This window comes from Novosphingobium rosa NBRC 15208, assembly GCF_001598555.1.
Lineage (GTDB): Bacteria > Pseudomonadota > Alphaproteobacteria > Sphingomonadales > Sphingomonadaceae > Novosphingobium > Novosphingobium rosa.
The window spans coordinates 77,641-93,935 of record NZ_BCZE01000009.1 but is presented as its reverse complement, the minus strand read 5'-3'; the positions used below and the strand labels follow the sequence as shown (position 1 = coordinate 93,935).

Annotated in this window: 17 protein-coding genes; 13 read left to right on the top strand and 4 right to left on the bottom strand. The window is 65.4% G+C overall.

Annotated features, from left to right (window positions below):
- Window positions 1-24 precede the first annotated feature (24 nt).
- Window positions 25-1,815: a sensor domain-containing diguanylate cyclase gene (locus SR3_RS04020; protein ID WP_157098615.1), complete on the top strand. Its 1,791-nt coding sequence runs from the start codon at window positions 25-27 to the stop codon at window positions 1,813-1,815.
- A 2-nt stretch (window positions 1,816-1,817) separates the two neighbouring features.
- On the opposite strand, the gene SR3_RS04015 is transcribed toward SR3_RS04020, so the two are convergent.
- The gene (locus SR3_RS04015) at window positions 1,818-2,747 is read right to left on the bottom strand and encodes a LysR family transcriptional regulator (protein WP_245653764.1); all 930 of its coding nucleotides are present in this window, start codon (window positions 2,745-2,747) and stop codon (window positions 1,818-1,820) included.
- A 169-nt stretch (window positions 2,748-2,916) separates the two neighbouring features.
- Here SR3_RS04015 and SR3_RS04010 point away from each other — a divergent pair, with 169 nt between their 5' ends.
- Both SR3_RS04010 and SR3_RS04005 read left to right on the top strand, forming a co-directional pair.
- Complete coding sequence (locus tag SR3_RS04010; protein WP_068081055.1) at window positions 2,917-3,297, top strand: hypothetical protein; 381 nt, start codon at window positions 2,917-2,919, stop codon at window positions 3,295-3,297.
- A 205-nt stretch (window positions 3,298-3,502) separates the two neighbouring features.
- A complete protein-coding gene (locus SR3_RS04005; RefSeq protein ID WP_068081054.1) occupies window positions 3,503-3,691 on the top strand; it encodes a YezD family protein in 189 nt (62 codons plus the stop codon).
- Between the two features lie 5 nt (window positions 3,692-3,696).
- On the opposite strand, the gene SR3_RS04000 is transcribed toward SR3_RS04005, so the two are convergent.
- On the bottom strand, window positions 3,697-4,809 hold the full coding sequence (locus tag SR3_RS04000) for a L,D-transpeptidase family protein (RefSeq protein ID WP_068081052.1): 1,113 nt from the start codon (window positions 4,807-4,809) through the stop codon (window positions 3,697-3,699).
- Window positions 4,810-5,000: 191 nt separating this feature from the next.
- Here SR3_RS04000 and SR3_RS03995 point away from each other — a divergent pair, with 191 nt between their 5' ends.
- The 5 genes from SR3_RS03995 to SR3_RS03975 all read left to right on the top strand — a co-directional run bounded on the left by SR3_RS03995 (window position 5,001) and on the right by SR3_RS03975 (window position 10,322).
- Window positions 5,001-5,591, top strand: coding sequence for a hypothetical protein (locus SR3_RS03995; RefSeq protein WP_157098614.1), 591 nt, complete (start codon window positions 5,001-5,003; stop codon window positions 5,589-5,591).
- Window positions 5,592-5,758: 167 nt separating this feature from the next.
- Complete coding sequence (locus SR3_RS03990; protein WP_068081050.1) at window positions 5,759-7,204, top strand: FAD/NAD(P)-binding protein; 1,446 nt, start codon at window positions 5,759-5,761, stop codon at window positions 7,202-7,204.
- A gap of 57 nt (window positions 7,205-7,261) precedes the next feature.
- Window positions 7,262-8,533, top strand: a complete 1,272-nt coding sequence (gene serS, locus SR3_RS03985) for a serine--tRNA ligase (RefSeq protein WP_068081047.1) — start codon at window positions 7,262-7,264, stop codon at window positions 8,531-8,533.
- A gap of 26 nt (window positions 8,534-8,559) precedes the next feature.
- On the top strand, window positions 8,560-9,324 hold the full coding sequence (gene surE / locus SR3_RS03980; protein ID WP_068081044.1) for a 5'/3'-nucleotidase SurE: 765 nt from the start codon (window positions 8,560-8,562) through the stop codon (window positions 9,322-9,324).
- Window positions 9,321-10,322 (top strand): peptidoglycan DD-metalloendopeptidase family protein, encoded by a 1,002-nt coding sequence (locus tag SR3_RS03975; RefSeq protein WP_068081041.1) that lies wholly within the window; start codon window positions 9,321-9,323, stop codon window positions 10,320-10,322. The genes surE and SR3_RS03975 overlap by 4 nt, the downstream gene beginning before the upstream one ends.
- A 251-nt stretch (window positions 10,323-10,573) precedes the next feature.
- Here SR3_RS03975 and SR3_RS03970 read toward each other — a convergent pair whose 3' ends face one another.
- Window positions 10,574-10,930, bottom strand: coding sequence for a hypothetical protein (locus SR3_RS03970; protein ID WP_068081038.1), 357 nt, complete (start codon window positions 10,928-10,930; stop codon window positions 10,574-10,576).
- An 82-nt stretch (window positions 10,931-11,012) separates the two neighbouring features.
- Between SR3_RS03970 and rimO the strand changes: the two genes are divergently transcribed.
- From rimO to SR3_RS03945, 5 genes are all read left to right on the top strand, one after another.
- Window positions 11,013-12,404 (top strand): 30S ribosomal protein S12 methylthiotransferase RimO, encoded by a 1,392-nt coding sequence (rimO, locus tag SR3_RS03965; RefSeq protein ID WP_068081036.1) that lies wholly within the window; start codon window positions 11,013-11,015, stop codon window positions 12,402-12,404.
- 286 nt (window positions 12,405-12,690) lie between these two features.
- A complete protein-coding gene (locus SR3_RS03960; protein ID WP_068081028.1) occupies window positions 12,691-13,323 on the top strand; it encodes a hypothetical protein in 633 nt (210 codons plus the stop codon).
- 11 nt (window positions 13,324-13,334) lie between these two features.
- Window positions 13,335-14,096: a competence/damage-inducible protein A gene (locus SR3_RS03955; protein WP_068081025.1), complete on the top strand. Its 762-nt coding sequence runs from the start codon at window positions 13,335-13,337 to the stop codon at window positions 14,094-14,096.
- Window positions 14,096-14,626, top strand: a complete 531-nt coding sequence (locus SR3_RS03950; RefSeq protein WP_068081023.1) for a hypothetical protein — start codon at window positions 14,096-14,098, stop codon at window positions 14,624-14,626. Before SR3_RS03955 ends, SR3_RS03950 begins: the two co-directional genes overlap by 1 nt.
- A 52-nt stretch (window positions 14,627-14,678) precedes the next feature.
- Window positions 14,679-15,254 carry a YqgE/AlgH family protein gene (locus SR3_RS03945; protein ID WP_068081020.1) on the top strand — a complete coding sequence of 192 codons (576 nt, stop codon included), beginning with the start codon at window positions 14,679-14,681 and terminating at the stop codon, window positions 15,252-15,254.
- 335 nt (window positions 15,255-15,589) lie between these two features.
- On the opposite strand, the gene rplA is transcribed toward SR3_RS03945, so the two are convergent.
- Window positions 15,590-16,291, bottom strand: a complete 702-nt coding sequence (rplA, locus tag SR3_RS03940) for a 50S ribosomal protein L1 (protein ID WP_068081017.1) — start codon at window positions 16,289-16,291, stop codon at window positions 15,590-15,592.
- Window positions 16,292-16,295: the final 4 nt, after the last annotated feature.

Below are 16,295 nucleotides of genomic sequence, written 5' to 3'. Positions count from 1 at the left end.
ACCGTTTTCGGGCAGAGAATGGGCATGTCGGTGTCGCCCCGCTCCCCTGCTTCCTCTCCGCTGTTCAAGGCGCTCTTCGCAGCGGGCGCCTATTTCCTGTGCAGCGCCATCGCGCTGCAGTTGACGCGCTTTGACGGCGGCGTCGCCATTGTCTGGCTGGCGGGCGCGGCGCTGTTTTCGCTGCTGTCGATCACCCCGCGCCGCCGCTGGTGGCAGTTGCTGCTCACCTGCCTGCCCGCAGGCGGCGTGGCGATCGGGCTGTTTGGCTTCGGCGGCTGGCTGACCCTGCCTCTCGCCCTGATCGGCGTGGCCGAGGCCTGGGGCGCAGCATGGCTGATGAAGCGCGCCCACCCCCGCTTCGGCCGCTTCGAGTCGGTGACCGAGGCCTTGCGCTTCATCCTCATCGTCGGCCTGCTGGTGCCTGCCGTCAGCGCATTGGCCGGGGCGCTCTGCGCGCATCTGGCCAAGGGCATCCCCTATGGCGCGGCGTGGCGCGACTGGTTCACCGCCCACGCCCTGGGCTTCGTGGTCTTTTCCCCGCCGCTGCTGCTGGCCATGCGCGGACAGATCGGCAGCTGGCTGCGCAGCGTGCGCCACGCTCAGGCGCTGGAGGCCGCCGCTCTGCTGGGTGCTGTCACGCTCTGCGCGGCGATCACCTTCGGGCAGGATGTGGTGCCGCTGGTGGTGCTGCCCATCGTGCCGATGGTGGCGGCCACCTTCCGGCTGGGGCGTTTCGGGGCTGTCGCCTCGGTGGTGATCCTGCTGGCGGTGGGCCTTGGCTGCTCGCTGGCCGGGATGGGGCCGACGATGCTGCTGCATGCCACCATGACGCTACGACTGGAGGTGCTGCAGATCTATTTCGCCTCGGTGGTGGTGATCCTGCTGCCGCTGGCCGGAGAGCTGGAGGCCCGCCAGCGCCTGCTTCGGCAGCTCCGCGCCGCCCACGCCCTCCACCGCCTGATCATCGAGCGCACCAGCGATGTGATGATGCGTCTGGGGGCCGAGGGCACGATCCGCTATGTCTCGCCTGCCGCGCTGCGCGAATGGGGTTACCGCCCCGAAGAGCTGACGGGCCGCTGCGCCTATGACATCGTGCTGGCCGCCGATCTGCCCGCCGTGGTCGAGGCGCGCCACCGCAGTCTCGCCAACCCCGAACAGACCATCAGCGTGGAATATCGCCTGATCCGCAAGGACGGCAGCGCGGTCTGGATGGAAAGCCATATGTGCGCCGCGCCGGGGGCCGATGGCCGGCCCAATGGCACGATCTCGATCATCCGCGACACCACCCGCCGCCGCATGGCCATGGACGAGCTGGAACGTCAGGCCATGACCGACCCGCTGACGGGTCTGGCCAACCGCCGCGCTTTCGATGCCGCGCTGGACGCGGCGGTGAGCAGTGGCCATGGCGGCTGTCTGGCGCTGTTCGATCTCGACCATTTCAAACATATCAACGACCGCTACGGCCATGCCACCGGCGACCGCGTGCTGACGCTGTTTGCCGCCGTGCTGCGCGGCACCGCGCCCCATGGCGACCGTGCCGGCCCGATGGTCGCAAGGCTGGGCGGCGAGGAATTCGCTGTGTTGTTCCGCCATGCCTCGCTCGATCAGGCGCAGTTGCTGTGCGAGAGGGTGCGACTGCGGCTGGCGGACAGCGAGAGCCGCTCGCTGACCGGCGAGACGGTGTCGGTCACCGTCAGCGCGGGTCTGGCGCCGCTGACGGCAGGCCTGAGCGTGGAGCAGATCCTGCGCAGCGCCGATGCCGCGCTCTATCGCGCCAAGGATGGCGGGCGCAACCGGCTGGCCATCGCGGCCTGATCCTATAAGACCCCGGCCAGCGCATCGGGAAAGGGCCAGCCCCATTCGCGATGCAGTTCGGCATAGACCTCCATAAAGGCCCGCAGCGCCGGGGAACGGTCATGCTTGCGGAAGCGGATCAGCAGCGGCACGCGCAGATCCTCGACCAGCGGCGCGAAACCCACGCCGGGCCTGCCCGCCAGCCTGACCGTATCCGGCACGATGCAGACGCCGCCCCCCGCCGCCACCATCACCAGCGCCGTTTGCAATTCACGCAACTCGGTGATGGATTGCGGGGTGAGATCGCGCTCGCGAAACGCTTTGAGCACATGATCGGCATAGCCGGGGCGCGGCCGCTTGGGATAGAGCAGCTGCGGGCGCGGCGCCAGTTCGGCCAGCGCCACCGCGCGCCCTTCCGCCAGCAGCGGATCGCTTTCCGGCAGGGCCACCCACAGGGGCTCCTCGCGCATCACATCATGGCGGATCAGCGGATCTTCGATGGCGATGCGGTCGAAGCCCAGATCAAGGCGGCCATCGACCAGCGCGGAAGCCTGCTCGGCGCTGTCCATTTCGGCCAGCCGCAGATCGATCTCGGGATGGCGCTCGCGAAAACGCGCGACGATTTGCGGGAAACGCACATAAAGCGTGGAGGGCACCATGCCGATGGTGAAGCGCGTGCGGGGCCGCCGCGTGGCCTGATGGACCACGGCCTGCAGGCGCTCCATCGCTTCGGTGACCATGCTGGCCTGCTCATAGAGCAACTGGCCGATGGCGGTGAGGCGCAGCGGGCGCTGCTCCCGCTCGAAGAGCAGCGCGCCGATTTCCGCCTCAAGCTCCTGAATACGGCGGCTGAGCGGGGGTTGCGCCATATGCAGGCGTTCAGCGGCGCGGGTGAAGCTGCGTTCCTCGGCCACGGCCCGGAAATAGCGCAGGTGGCGGATATCGATGTTCATGCTTCCTCGACATGAAAGCCCTTCATCTTCCCACTATTCGCCAAATCCCTGGCCATTTCCACCATCATTATACCCATCTGGTATATTTTTACATCGAGACGATCCTGTCCCCCGCCCCTCCACGGGCCTATTCCGGACCTCGGCGATACAACGCCTTTGGAGATGTGTTATGAACCATGCTTTCCTTCTCGCCGCCGCGCTGCTGGGGGTGAGCGCCCCCGCCATGGCTTCGCCCATCGTGGTGTCGGCCCAGCCGCTCAGCTTCCGTGGTCTGGAGTTCAACCATGCCGGGCAGGAGCGCGTCGATTATGCCAGAGCCGCGCTGCATGCGGCCATTCCGCAGGGCTCGGCCCTGTCCAACGCCCGCGCGCTGCTGACCCATGCCGGGGCCCGCTGCACGCAGCATCAGGCAGACCGCATGACCTGCGTCGCCAATTCCTTCGAAGCGGTGGACGAGATGCTGCATGACGTCAGCTGGACCATCCATGTCAGCCATGATGGGGATGCCGTGACCGCCCTCTCCGTGGAGCGCCAGTCGATCGGCAGCTGAAGCGCGGATACGATAAGGCGCATGCAAGCGACGCGGAAAGGTGGGATGGGCAAAATCCGCCTTCCGCGTCGACGCCTTGTTTCCTATTCATCGAGTAGGAGATTGTCCCGCAACGCTTGTTTCCTCGCCTGACAGAACATCTTTATTCCTATTTAAAAAGTAGGATATAATCTGGCCATGGCGATCCCGCCCGATGGAGACAATCATGACCATTCCCATCCAGAGCCTTGATGTGGCCTCTGCCGCTCTGGACAGCAAGGTGAACGCTCTGGACACCACGCTGGCCGAGGTGCGCGGCGCCCTCCAGCGGCTGGACTATGGCCATATTGCGATCACCATCCACGCGGGCAAAGTGGTGCAGATCGATGTTACGGAGAAAAAACGCTTCGTCTGAAAGGATCAGGCCGCCTCCCGGCTTCCCAGAAAATTCACGGCAATGCCCGGCAGCACGCCGCCTGCCAGCGCCTGCACATCCCAATTGGTCATGCGCACGCAGCCGTGGCTGGCGGTCTTGCCGATGTTGTCGGGTTCGGGCGTGCCGTGCAGGCCATAGCTGGGTGCGTTGAGATCGATCCACACCGCGCCGACCGGATTGTTCGGCCCCGGCTTGATCACCAGCTTGCCCGCCGAGCGCGGTCCCCATTTCAGCTTGGCCGGATCATAGGTGTAATCGGGGTGCCATGCCACGCCCACCACCTTGTGATCGCCGCTGGGCGAAGGACGCTCGGTGGAGCCTACGGTGGCGGGATAAAAGGCGATCAGCGTGCCATCCTTGCCATAGGCGCGCACGGATTCCTCCGCCTTGGCCACCTCGATCCGCGCCACATCGCCCTTGGCGAAAGCGGGCGCATTGGCATCCACCACCAGCAGGCGCTGACCTGCCTTGGTGACATCGACACCGGGGTTGAGCGCCTTCAGAAGATCCTGGCTCATATGAAAGCGCTCGGCCAAAGCTTCGAGCGGGGTGCTGTATTGCGGCCCGCCGGGCAGAGCGGCCAGCTTGACGAAATCCTCGCCCACATCGGGCGCGAAAGGCCCCTGCACATCCTGAGGCGTCAGCGTGTAGATCTGCGCCACCCCGCGCCCACCCTGAGCTTGCGCCAGCAGCGCCTGCCATGTCTTGCCATCGATGGCGCCATTGCCGGGCAGGTCATGCGCGCTCTGGAAGGCGGCGACGGCATGGCGCAGATTGGTGCCCAGCTTGCCGTCGATCACGCCGGGCGAGAAGCGCGCCCGGGCCAACAGCACCTCGGCGCGGATGATAAAGGGATCGGGCGCGGGCTGCGTGCCGGTCCTGGCGGGCGTGGGGGCGGGTGTGGGCGCCACGCCGCTTGGCAGCGGCAGCGCCTGATTGATCCGCGCCAGATCGCCCGCGCGCGGATCGGCAGCGGGCGCGGCGCTCGATCCAGCCGATGGAGAGCTCTGCTGGGCCTGCCCTGCCGCCTGCCCCGAGCCATTGTCGCAAGCGCAAGCCAGCAGGGTCAGCGGCCAGAGGACAAGCTCTTTCTTCATGATATCACGACCCTTTATGGTTGATCTTCCCTTTCGAAAGCGCCGCGCGCAGGGCTTTGTTCCACGCCATGCCCCCCCTGCCCGCAGGGGCAGAAGGCTGACAAAACGCTTCATCCACGGTTCAGCCGAAAGGGATAGGTTTTCCCCCATTGATCTTCCCTGCAGGGCAAGTGTGGACGAGGAGCTTTCTGATGATCCGCCTTTCGATGATCCGACTGTCACCCAAATTCCTGATCGGCGCCGCAGCGCTCTCGCTGGCGGGCGCCTGCGCGGCTCAGGCGGCGACCGCCAAGCTGCACACGATGCTGGTCAATCTGCCTGACGGCTCGGTGGCGCAGGTCAGCTATGCCGGCGATGTGGCGCCGCGCATTGCCATCCAGCCCATCGACGCCCGGCAGGACGCCGCCATGCCCCTCGATCAGGCGAACATGGCGATGGCCGATCCCTTTGCGCAAATGGCGCTGATGTCGGCGATGATGGACCGCCAGGCCGATGCCATGATGCAGCAGGCCTCGGCCATGCAACAGGCGGCGGCGCATGGCGCGGTGCCAGGCATGACCATGACCGGCACGGGCAAGATGCCTGAGGGTGTGCAGATGACCTATGTCTCGACCACCACCGATGCCAATGGCTGCACCCGCACCACCTCCTATTCCTCGGACGGTTCGCAGGCCGCGCCCAAGGTGACCGAGGCCGCCTCGCATGGCTGCGAGGCCAAGCCGGTTGCGCCTTCCGGCCCCGCGCAGCGAGAGGCCCCCGTCTCGCCGGACCGCAAGGTCTGAGCCTTCTTCCCATTCCCGGTCTTCAGGCGAGCGGTGCCCCAATGGGCGCCGCTCGCTTGCGTTTGGCGCGGCATAGCGGGGCAAAGAATTTCTTGTAAGACTACCATATCAATAGAGTTTAAATGAAATTCATCGCAGCCCGGTCACGACCCTCAGGATGGAAAGATATGGTTCACAACGCTGCCCATCCTCTGCCTGCCGCCTTTCCTTCCTCACCCCATCTGCCCATCGCCATTGTCGGCGCGGGCTTTTCCGGAACGCTGCTGGCGATCAATCTGCTGGCTCAGGGCGCGCATGTCGTCCTGGTGGAGCGCCAGCGCGAAAAGCTGGCGCGCGGGCTGGCCTATCAGACGCATCAGCCCGAGCATCTGCTCAATGTCCGCGCCAACAACATGAGCGCCCATGCCGACGATCCGGACCATTTTCTGCGCTGGCTGGACCATGCCGAGAAAGGGCGCGAAACCGATCTGCTCTCCACCGATAAGCAGCCGCATACGCTCAGCGAGGAACAGGCCAATCGCTTCGTTCCGCGCGTCCTCTATGGCCGCTATCTGCGCGAGCAGCTGATGAAGGCCATGGCCAATGCCCCGGCGCGCTTCACATTGAAGGAGCAGGATGCCGTCGCCGTGGAATGGCGGCAGGACCGCGCCGTGCTGCAACTCGACAGTGGCGAGGTGGTGCATGCCGCCTCGCTGGTGCTGGCGACGGGCCATATCGAACCGCAGCCTTTGCCCGTGCTGGCCCATCTGCCGCCCGATCTGGCGGTGAGCAATCCATGGTCGCCCCGCGCCATCGCCGGGCTTGGACCCGAGGATCATGTGCTGCTGGTCGGCACCGGGCTGACGATGGTGGATGTCGCCATGTCGCTGGAGGAAGCGGGCTGGCGGGGCAAGATCACCGCCTGCTCGCGCCGGGGGCTGTTGCCGCGCGTGCATGCCGAAACCGGGCCGCATGCGCCGCCGGTGTTCCCGCCGCAAAAGCATGGGTCATGGCTGCTGCGCTATCTGCGCGAGAGGTCTCTGCAGGTCGACTGGCGGCAGGCCGTCGATGAAATCCGCCCCCATGCCCAGAGCCTGTGGCGGCTGCATGACAAGAACGAACAGGCCCGTTTTCTGCGCCATCTACGCCCTTGGTGGGATGTGCATCGCCATCGCATGGCGCCTCAGGTGGCGCAGCGTCTGGCGGCCATGCATCGCGAGGGGCGGCTGACCGCCATCGCCGGGCGCATCCAGACGGCGGAGCAACAGGGCCATGGCGTGCATGTCACGCTTCAGCCGCGCGGCACGGAGCGGGTGGAGGCGCTGAACGTCTCACGGATCATCACCTGCACGGGGCCTCAGGGCGATATTGCGGTCAAGCCCGCCCCGTTGCTGGCCAATCTGCTGGCGCAGAAGCGCGCCCGCCCCGATGCGCATCGCATGGGGCTGGATGTCGACCGCTTGGGCCATGTGCTGAACACGGCGGGCCAGCCCCAGCCGCGCCTCTTCGCCGTAGGCCCCATGACGCGCGGCGAAGCGTGGGAAACCATCGCCGTGCCGGATATCCGCCGTCAGGTCTGGCAACTGGCCCGCACGCTTACGGACACGCACTGGGTCGAAGGTGATGGACTTTAGGGGCATGGCGGCAAGCCAGCGCTTGACCCGGTGAGGGCGGGCCAATACCCCGCAAACATGCACGATATCCGATTCATCCGCGAAAACCCGCAAGCCTTTGACGCAGGCCTCGCCCTGCGCGGACTGGCTCCCCTGGCCGACAGCATTCTGGCCGCCGACGCCCAGTCGCGTTCGATCCAGAACAGTCTGCAGGAGCTGCTCGCCGAGCGGAACGAGGCCTCCAAGGCCATCGGTCAGGCCAAGGCGAAGAAGGATGAGGCGCGGGCCGCCCAGCTGATGGAACGCGTCGGCACGCTGAAGGAAACCATCCCTGCTCTGGAAGCCCAGCACCGCGAGGCGGCGGAAGCTGTCAGCGCGCTGCTGGCCGGCCTGCCCAACCTGCCCGCCGAGGGCGTGCCCGAAGGCAAGGATGAGGACGAGAACGTCGAGGTCAAGCGCTGGGGTAATCCCAAGCCTGCCGAGGGCGCGAAAGAGCATTTCGACATCGGCGCGCCCTTGGGCCTCGATTTCGAAAGCGCCCAGAGCGTTTCGGGCGCGCGTTTCGCCTATCTGCGCGGCGGTGTGGCGCGGTTGAGCCGCGCGCTGGGCCAGTTCATGCTGGACACCCACACCAGCAAGTTCGGCTATGAGGAGGTCGCCCCGCCCGTGCTGGTGCGCGACGAGGCGCTGTTCGGCACCGCCCAGCTTCCTAAATTCGCCGAGGATCTGTTCCAGACCACCGATGGCCGCTGGCTGATCCCCACCGCCGAGGTGAGCCTGACCAATCTGGCGCGCGACCAGATCGTGGAAACCGCCACCCTGCCCCTGCGCTTCACCGCACTGACTTCGTGCTTCCGCAGCGAGGCCGGGGCGGCCGGCAAGGACACGCGCGGCCTGATCCGCCAGCACCAGTTCGACAAGGTGGAGCTGGTCTCGATCACCACGCCCGAAGAATCCGATGCCGAGCATGAGCGCATGACCAGCGCTGCCGAGCATATCCTCGAAACGCTGGGCCTGCCCTATCGCCGCATGCTGCTCTGCACCGGTGACATGGGCTTCTCGGCGCGCCGCACCTATGACCTTGAGGTCTGGCTGCCGGGTCAGGGCAAGTATCGCGAGATCAGCTCCTGCTCGAACTGCGGCGATTTCCAGGCCCGCCGCATGGATGCGCGCTACAAGCCCGAAGGCCAGAAGAGCACGCGCTTCCTGCATACGCTCAACGGCTCGGGCCTGGCCGTGGGCCGCACGCTGGTCGCTGTGCTGGAAAACTACCAGAACGAGGATGGCAGCGTGACCGTACCCGAGGCGCTGCGCCCCTATATGGGCGGCCTCGACGTCCTGCGCCCCTGATCTGATTTTACACGAAAGTTGCCCCCATGCGTATCCTGCTGACCAATGACGATGGTATCCACGCCCCCGGCCTGAAGGTGCTGGAAGCCATCGCCCGCCAGCTCTCCGACGACATCTGGATCTGCTGCCCCGAGGAGGAACAGTCGGGCGCGGGTCACTCGCTCACGCTCAGCCGCCCGGTGCGCCTGCGCCAGTATGAGGAGCGCCGTTTTGCCGTCAGCGGCACGCCGACCGATTCGGTGACCATGGCGCTGAAGAAGATCCTGCCCGAAAAGCCGGACCTGATCCTCTCGGGCGTCAACCGCGGCGCCAATCTGGGCGATGACGTGACCTATTCGGGCACCGTTTCCGCCGCGATGGAGGGCGCGCTGGCCGGAATCCGTTCGATCGCGCTCAGCCAGGTCTATTCCAAGGAAGGCATGGGCGATTCGGTGTCCTTCTCGGCGGCGGAAGCATGGGGATACAAAGTTTTACAGCCATTGGTGAATGCCCCGATTGCGCCACGCACGTTGGTTAACGTAAATTTCCCTCCGATCGCAGGCGATCAGGTAGGGGGCATTCGCGTGGTGAGGCAGGGTTTCCATGATTACGCGCGCGGTTCGGTGGTCGAGGGCACCGATCCTCGCGGCTATCGCTACTTCTGGTTCGGCCTGCACGGCATCGAGCACACCACCGGCCACAAGACCGATCTGGAGGCGATTGCCGATGGCTTCATCTCGGTGACGCCGCTGCAGCTCGACCTGACGCATGAGGCCTCTCTGGCGGCGCTGGGCGCCCGGTTCCAGGCGTGAGGGCGCTGCCGCTGCTGGCAGCAGCACTGGTCATCGCCGCCCCTGCTTTCGCTGCGCCTGAAAAAACGCCTGCGAAAAAACCCAAGGCCGAAGCCAAGGGCGAAAGCGACGTCCCGCTCGACCGCGAGCATGTCCATATGGTCAAGCCCGGCGAGACGCTGGGCGGCATCGCTCACCGCGCCAAGGTGCCGCGCATCCTGATCATCGAGGCCAATGGCATCAAGCCGCCCTATGACGTGCATGCCGGGCAGCGCCTGATGTTGCCCCGCACCCGCCGCCATACGGTGAAGGAAGGCGAGACCGGCTTCGACATCGCCTATCGCTATGGCGTGCCGCTCTCCTCCATTCTGGTGGCCAATGGGCTGAAGGACGGCACCAAGCTGGATGTCGGCCAATCGCTGCTGATCCCCACGATGCTGTCCTCGGGCAAGCAGCCCGCCGCGCCCGCGGACGACAAGCCCGCCAAAAAGGACAAGCCCGCCGCCGAGAGCGACGCCGCCGACACCCCCTCCCCGCGCGAGGCCAAGGCGGATCATGGCGACGGCGGTTCGGCCAAGGCAGCGCCGCGCTTCTCATGGCCGCTGAATGGGCCGGTGCGCCGTGGCTACACCGCGCGCGGCAAACCCAACTTCCACGACGGGCTCGATATCGTTGCGCCCGAAGGCAGCGCCGCGCGTGCTGTTGCCTCGGGAACGGTGTTGTTCGCCAAGGAAGAGCCGGACAGCTTCGGGCGGCTCGTGGTGATCGATCACGGCAATGGCTGGCAGTCGGCCTATGGCTTCCTGAGCAAGATCACCGTGAAGGAAGGCGATCCCGTCAAGGCGCATGAGCGAGTCGGGCTGGTTGGCCATTCGGGCAAGGCCACGCGCGACGAGCTGCATTTCGAGATCAGGCAGGACAATCATCCCGTCGATCCGGCAGGGCTGTTGCCCAAGCATCTTGCCGAGAAGAAGGTGGACGAGAAAGTCGCCGCTAAAAAGGTCGTGAAGAAGAAGTGAGAATGCGAGGGGATTATCCCCTCGCGCTCCCATGAGTGTCTGCGTAGCGCCACGGGTTCAGCCTTGCGCCCAGATTGCCGCGCCGCAGGCTTTGAAACGAGAAAAAGGCGCCAGGGCATAGCTGCCTGCGGCGCCTTTTCTTGCGCAGGTGGAGAGGCAGGGCACTCCGATGGGGAAACGCTGACCGTGCGTCGGAAGACGTTATGGGAGCGCGAGGGGGTAACCTCCTCGCTTTTATTCTTCCTAATCCCTTACTTCAAAACCCAAAACACCGTCCCCATCCCGAGGAACCCGACCAGCCAGTAACCGGCATCCACCAGCGTTTCCTTCCAGGCCACGCCATGCCGCCCATCGGCCACCACCTGTGCGGGGATGATGATGGAAAGCGCAAAGCCCCCGCTCATCATCCAGTAAAGCCACGGCTTCACCGCCAGCGCATCCACGCCCACCCGCGCAAAATTATGCCCGATGAGCGAAGCCGGGAAGAACAGCGCCAGCAGCCGCCACGCTGGGGGAACTGACCGGCGGAACAGGGCATACCATGGCCAGGCGATGCCTGCGGCCACCGCCGCTGCGAGGATCACCGCGATCCAGTTGACGGGGCCCATGGGTGCAATCCTTTCGCGCGCATTCTCGATATAACGCCAGCAGTAGCGTTTTGGGCGCTTTGGGTGTAGGGGCCCGTCCGTTATGTCCAGCGAAAACACGATCACCGTTCTTCCCGATGCTCCCAAGGTCGGCATGGTCAGCCTTGGCTGTCCCAAGGCCCTTGTCGATTCCGAGCGGATTCTCACGCGTTTGCGGGCCGATGGCTATGCGATGAGCCCAGACTATGCCGGCGCCGATGTGGTGCTGGTGAACACCTGCGGCTTCCTCGATTCCGCCAAGGAAGAATCGCTGGCCGCCATCGGCGAGGCGATTGCCGAAAATGGCCGCGTGATCGTGACAGGCTGCATGGGCAATGAGGCCGATGTGATCCGCGCCCGCTTCCCCGATGTGCTGGCCGTGACCGGCGCGCATCAGTATGAGCAGGTGGTCGATGCGGTGCACACCGCCGCGCCGCCCTCGCAGGGGCCTTTCGTCGATCTGATCCCGAGCCGCGATGGCGAGGTGAAGCTGACGCCGCGCCACTATTCCTATCTGAAGATTTCGGAAGGCTGCAACCATTCCTGCTCCTTCTGCATCATCCCGCAGCTGCGCGGCAAGCTGGCGAGCCGCCGCATCGATGCCGTGCTGCGCGAGGCGGAAAAGCTGGTCGCGGCGGGCACCAAGGAACTGCTGGTCATCAGCCAGGACACCTCGGCCTATGGCGTGGATATTCGCCATGAAAGCCGCATGTGGAAGGGCCGCGAGGTGCGCGCGCATATGACCGATCTGGCGCGCGAGCTGGGCAATCTGCGCATGGCTGACGGCACGCCGCCCTGGGTGCGCATGCATTACGTCTACCCCTATCCGCATGTGGATGACATCATTCCGCTGATGGCCGAGGGGCTTGTCACGCCGTATCTCGACATTCCCTTCCAGCATGCCGCGCCCAATGTGCTGCGCGCCATGAAGCGCCCGGCCAATGAGGCCAAGGTGCTGGAACGCATCAAGTCATGGCGCGAGATCTGCCCCGATCTGGCGATCCGCTCCTCCTTCGTGGTGGGCTTCCCCGGCGAGACCGAGGAAGATTTCCAGTATCTGCTCGACTGGCTGGATGAAGCGCAACTCGACCGCGTCGGGGCTTTCCGTTTCGAGCCTGTCGAGGGCGCGACGGCCAATGATCTGCCCGGCGCCGTGCCCGAAGCGGTCAAGGAAGAACGCTACATGCGCCTGATGGCAAAGACCGAGGCGATCAGCGCCGCGCGTCTGGCCGCCAAGATCGGCCGTACCATCCCCGTCATCATCGACGAGGTGGGCGAGGCCGATGAAGAAGGCGATCGCGGCGCCACGGGCCGCAGCCAAGCCGATGCGCCGGAGATCGACGGGCAGGTTCTGCTGCGCGACGTGCCTGCGGATCTGGAGCCGGGCGACATCGTCCGCGTCCACATCGAGGACGCCGATGCGCATGATTTGTTCGGTGTGATCGTGGAAGGCTAACGCTATACCGCGACGAAGCGTGCTTTATCATAGGACGAACTGAGGGAACGAAATCCTGAGTTGCATTTTTTGCATTGCACTACGTCATTTTCGCATTTGCAACAACAACCGTTTTCATGTCTAAGGAAGGTGCCTTTCAGGCATCCTCTCCCAAAACTTTCATAGCCCGGTCGCAAGACCGGGCTTTCTTTTTATGGGCATCCGGCAGGCAAGGTCCGGCCTTCTTTTTAAACATCATACCGCCGGGCAATTGCCGCGCAGGCCAAGCCATGTCACCTTGTGGCCCATGTTGCTTTCAGCCCTTGTCCTGCTGATGCAGGCCGCTCCGCCCATCCCTCAGGACGCCATCAAGGCGCAGATGGGTGCTTGCGGCTTTCCCAAGGCTCAGGTCGAGGAAGCCTATGACAGCTTTGCGGTCACGCTGAACCCGGCCACGCCGCCCAGCGATCAGCAGCTCGAATGCGCCGCCAAGCTGATGGTGGCCGACAAGCTTTGGCCGGGCGACAATCCTCCCGCCCTCGCCCAGCAGCTGCGCCGTTTCCTGCTGCCCGCCATGCTGAATGCGGGGGAAGACACGCGCCAGCAGATGATCGAGCGCGACCAGCTCGCCCCCCAGATCACCAGGCTGGAGGCTGTGCGCGACGACGCGCCCGCTCTGGCCCGGCAATTGAGCGAGTTTTGCGGCCCCTCCAGCAAACCCATGCTCAAGCTGGTCACGCCTCCCGGCGCGGCGCGCCCCAGCCTGGCGCTTGGCCGCATCGCCAATCACGGCCAGAACGCCGCCGAGACTGATAAGGCCTTTCTCTGCCTGCTGAAATTCTCCTCCGCTGCCGATCTGCACATCGGCTTTGTCGGAGATGAGGGCCCGGCCCGCGATCCAGCCCCAGCCCCCCTTCCCAGCGGGCCGAAGCCCCGCTAGTCCTTGCCGCCATGTCAGAGTCCCGCATCTACACCGCCGCCCTGATCGTGATCGGAGACGAGATCCTCTCGGGCCGCACGCATGACAAGAACATCGCCCAGATCGCCAGCTGGCTGGGCGTGCAGGGCATCCGCCTGCGCGAAGTACGCGTCGTGCCCGACGTGACCGAGGCCATCGTCGAGGCGGTGAACGCCCTGCGGGTGCGCAACGATTACCTCTTCACCACCGGCGGCATCGGCCCCACGCATGACGACATCACCGTCGATGCCATCGCCGAAGCGCTGGGCGTGCCCGTGGTGATCCATGAGGAAGCCCGCGCCATCCTTGAGGCCTATTACACCGGCAAGGGCAGCACGCTGACCGAGGCGCGCCTGCGCATGGCCCGCGTGCCCGAAGGCGCCGATCTGATCCCCAACCGCTATTCCGGCGCGCCCGGCATCCGCTGGGGCAACATCTACATTATGGCGGGCGTGCCCATGATCACCGCGGGCATGCTCGACGCGCTGACCGGATCGCTGGAAGGCGGCGCCCCGGTGCTCTCCGCCACGCTGGGCTGCTGGGTGGGCGAAAGCGAAGTCGCAGACCTGCTGGGCAACACCGAAAAGGCCTTCGCCGGCGTGCAGATCGGCAGCTACCCCTTCTTTCGTGAAGGCAAGACCGGCGTGAACTTCGTGATCCGCTCCACCGATGCCGGGGAACTGACCGCCTGCACCAGCCAACTGGCGCAGGATCTGGCCGCTCTGGGCCATCCCGCCATCGAGGGAGGCATCTGATGCTGCTCCCCCTGCTGATGACGCTGCAGGCCGCTCCCGAAGCGCCTCACACCAAGCTGATCGACCAGTTCGAGGCCACGCTCTCCAGCACGGACAGCGCGACCATGGCCCTTACCCAATGGTGCGAGCAACGCAAGCTGGCCCCCGAGCCGCGCATCGCCGCCACCCTGGTGAAAGGCGAGGACGCCCTGCCCGCCCCCGATCTGCCCGATACGCTGGGCACCGAAGACCCCGGCTATCGCCATGTGCGCCTCAGCTGCGGCCCCCATGTGCTGTCCGAGGCGCACAACTGGTACAACCCCGCGCTGCTCACCCCCGACATGAACAGCGTGCTGGCCACCACCGACACGCCCTTCGGCAAGGCCGTGGCCGCCCTGCATTTCCGCCGCGAAAAGCTGGCGACCCGCCGTGGCCCGCTGCCCGGCTGCCCCGCCGACACCATCCTGGCCAACCGCGCCCTGCTGCGCCTGCCGGACAATCGCGTGCTCGCGCTGGTGCTGGAGTGCTATACATCGGCCAATCTGCGCTGATACGGCGCGACTGCCCATTGCACCGGCGAACAGCTCGCCTTACCTTGGCTGGATGACTGTGGCCCCTACACTCGACGCCCAACACCTCGACGGACGCCTGCTGCTGGCCCTGCCCGGCATGCCCGACACCCGGTTCGAAGATGCCGTGATCGCCCTGTGCCTCCACAATGAAGAGGGTGCCATGGGCATCGGCGTGGGGCATGAGCTGGACGGCATCTCGCTTCATATGCTGCTGAAAGACCTGGATATCGATCCGGGCGAGGCTCCCGACGCCGCGATCCATTTCGGCGGCCCGGTCGAGCCGCAGCGCGGCTTCGTCATCCACTCGCCCGATTACACCGGCGCGGGCACGATTACACCAAGCCCCCTGTGGTCGGTGACGGCGAGCCGGGAAATCCTGACCAACATCGCGCAAGGCGAAGGGCCCAGGCAGTGGCTGATCGCGCTGGGCTACTCCGGCTGGGGCGCCGGACAGCTGGAAGACGAAATGCGCGAGCATGGCTGGTTCGCGGCGGACAGCCATGCGGAAATCTTGTTCGACACACCGGTGGATGATCGCTGGCATGCGATCTGGGTGGCGGAAGGGATCGATCCTTCGCATCTATCGGGGCAGACAGGCCGGGCTTAAGAGATTTGGAAAAGAGAGAATGCGAGGGTCATCACCCTCGCGCTCCCTTTAATGTCCACGTGGCGCCTCGGGTTCGGCCATAGAGCAACGTCGCTGCGCCGCAGGCATCAATTGCCAGCATCCCCCTGCATCCAGACCATGATTGCCGGCGGCGCCTTGCCCCGCACAGGTGGAGAGGTTGGACGCCATATTTCGACGCCACTGCCTTCTCGTCGGGAGACGTAAAGGGAGCGCGAGGGTGTAACACCCTCGCTTTTCCTCTTCCTTCCCAAAACCCAAAAGAAAAGGCCGGAAGGTTTCCCTCCCGGCCCAATCTTGTCAGCAAGGGGCTGAAATCAGCCGCCGTGCACCTGGCTCAGGTCGACCTTCAGGCCGGGGCCCATCGAGGTCGAGAGACCGATCTTGCGCAGGTACTTGCCCTTGGCGCCCGACGGCTTGGCCTTGACGATGGCATCGACGAAGGCGTCGAAGTTGGCGCGCAGCGCTTCGTTCGAGAACGAGAGCTTGCCGATGCCGCCATGGATGATGCCGGCCTTCTCGACGCGGAACTCGATCTGGCCGCCCTTGGCAGCCTTGATCGCTTCAGCGACGTTCGGGGTCACGGTGCCCAGCTTCGGGTTCGGCATCAGGCCCTTGGGACCCAGCAGCTTGCCGAGGCGGCCCACGACGCCCATCATGTCGGGCGTGGCGATGACGCGACCGTAGTCGAGGTTACCGGCCTGCATGTCTTCCAGCAGATCCTCGGCGCCCACGCGGTCAGCGCCGGCGGCCAGAGCGGCCTCGGCCTTGTCACCACGGGCGAAGACGGCAACCTTGACGTCCTTGCCGGTGCCCGAAGGCAGGGTGACCATGCCGCGGACCATCTGGTCGGCGTGGCGGGGGTCAACGCCCAGGTTCAGCGAGATCTCGAGGGTCTCGTCGAACTTGGCGCTCTTGAGGTCCTTCAGGAACTGGATGGCATCGTCGATGCCGTGCAGGTTCTGGTTGTCACCCAGCTTTTCGGTGAGCGACTTCTGCTTCTTGGTCAGCTTGGTCATGATG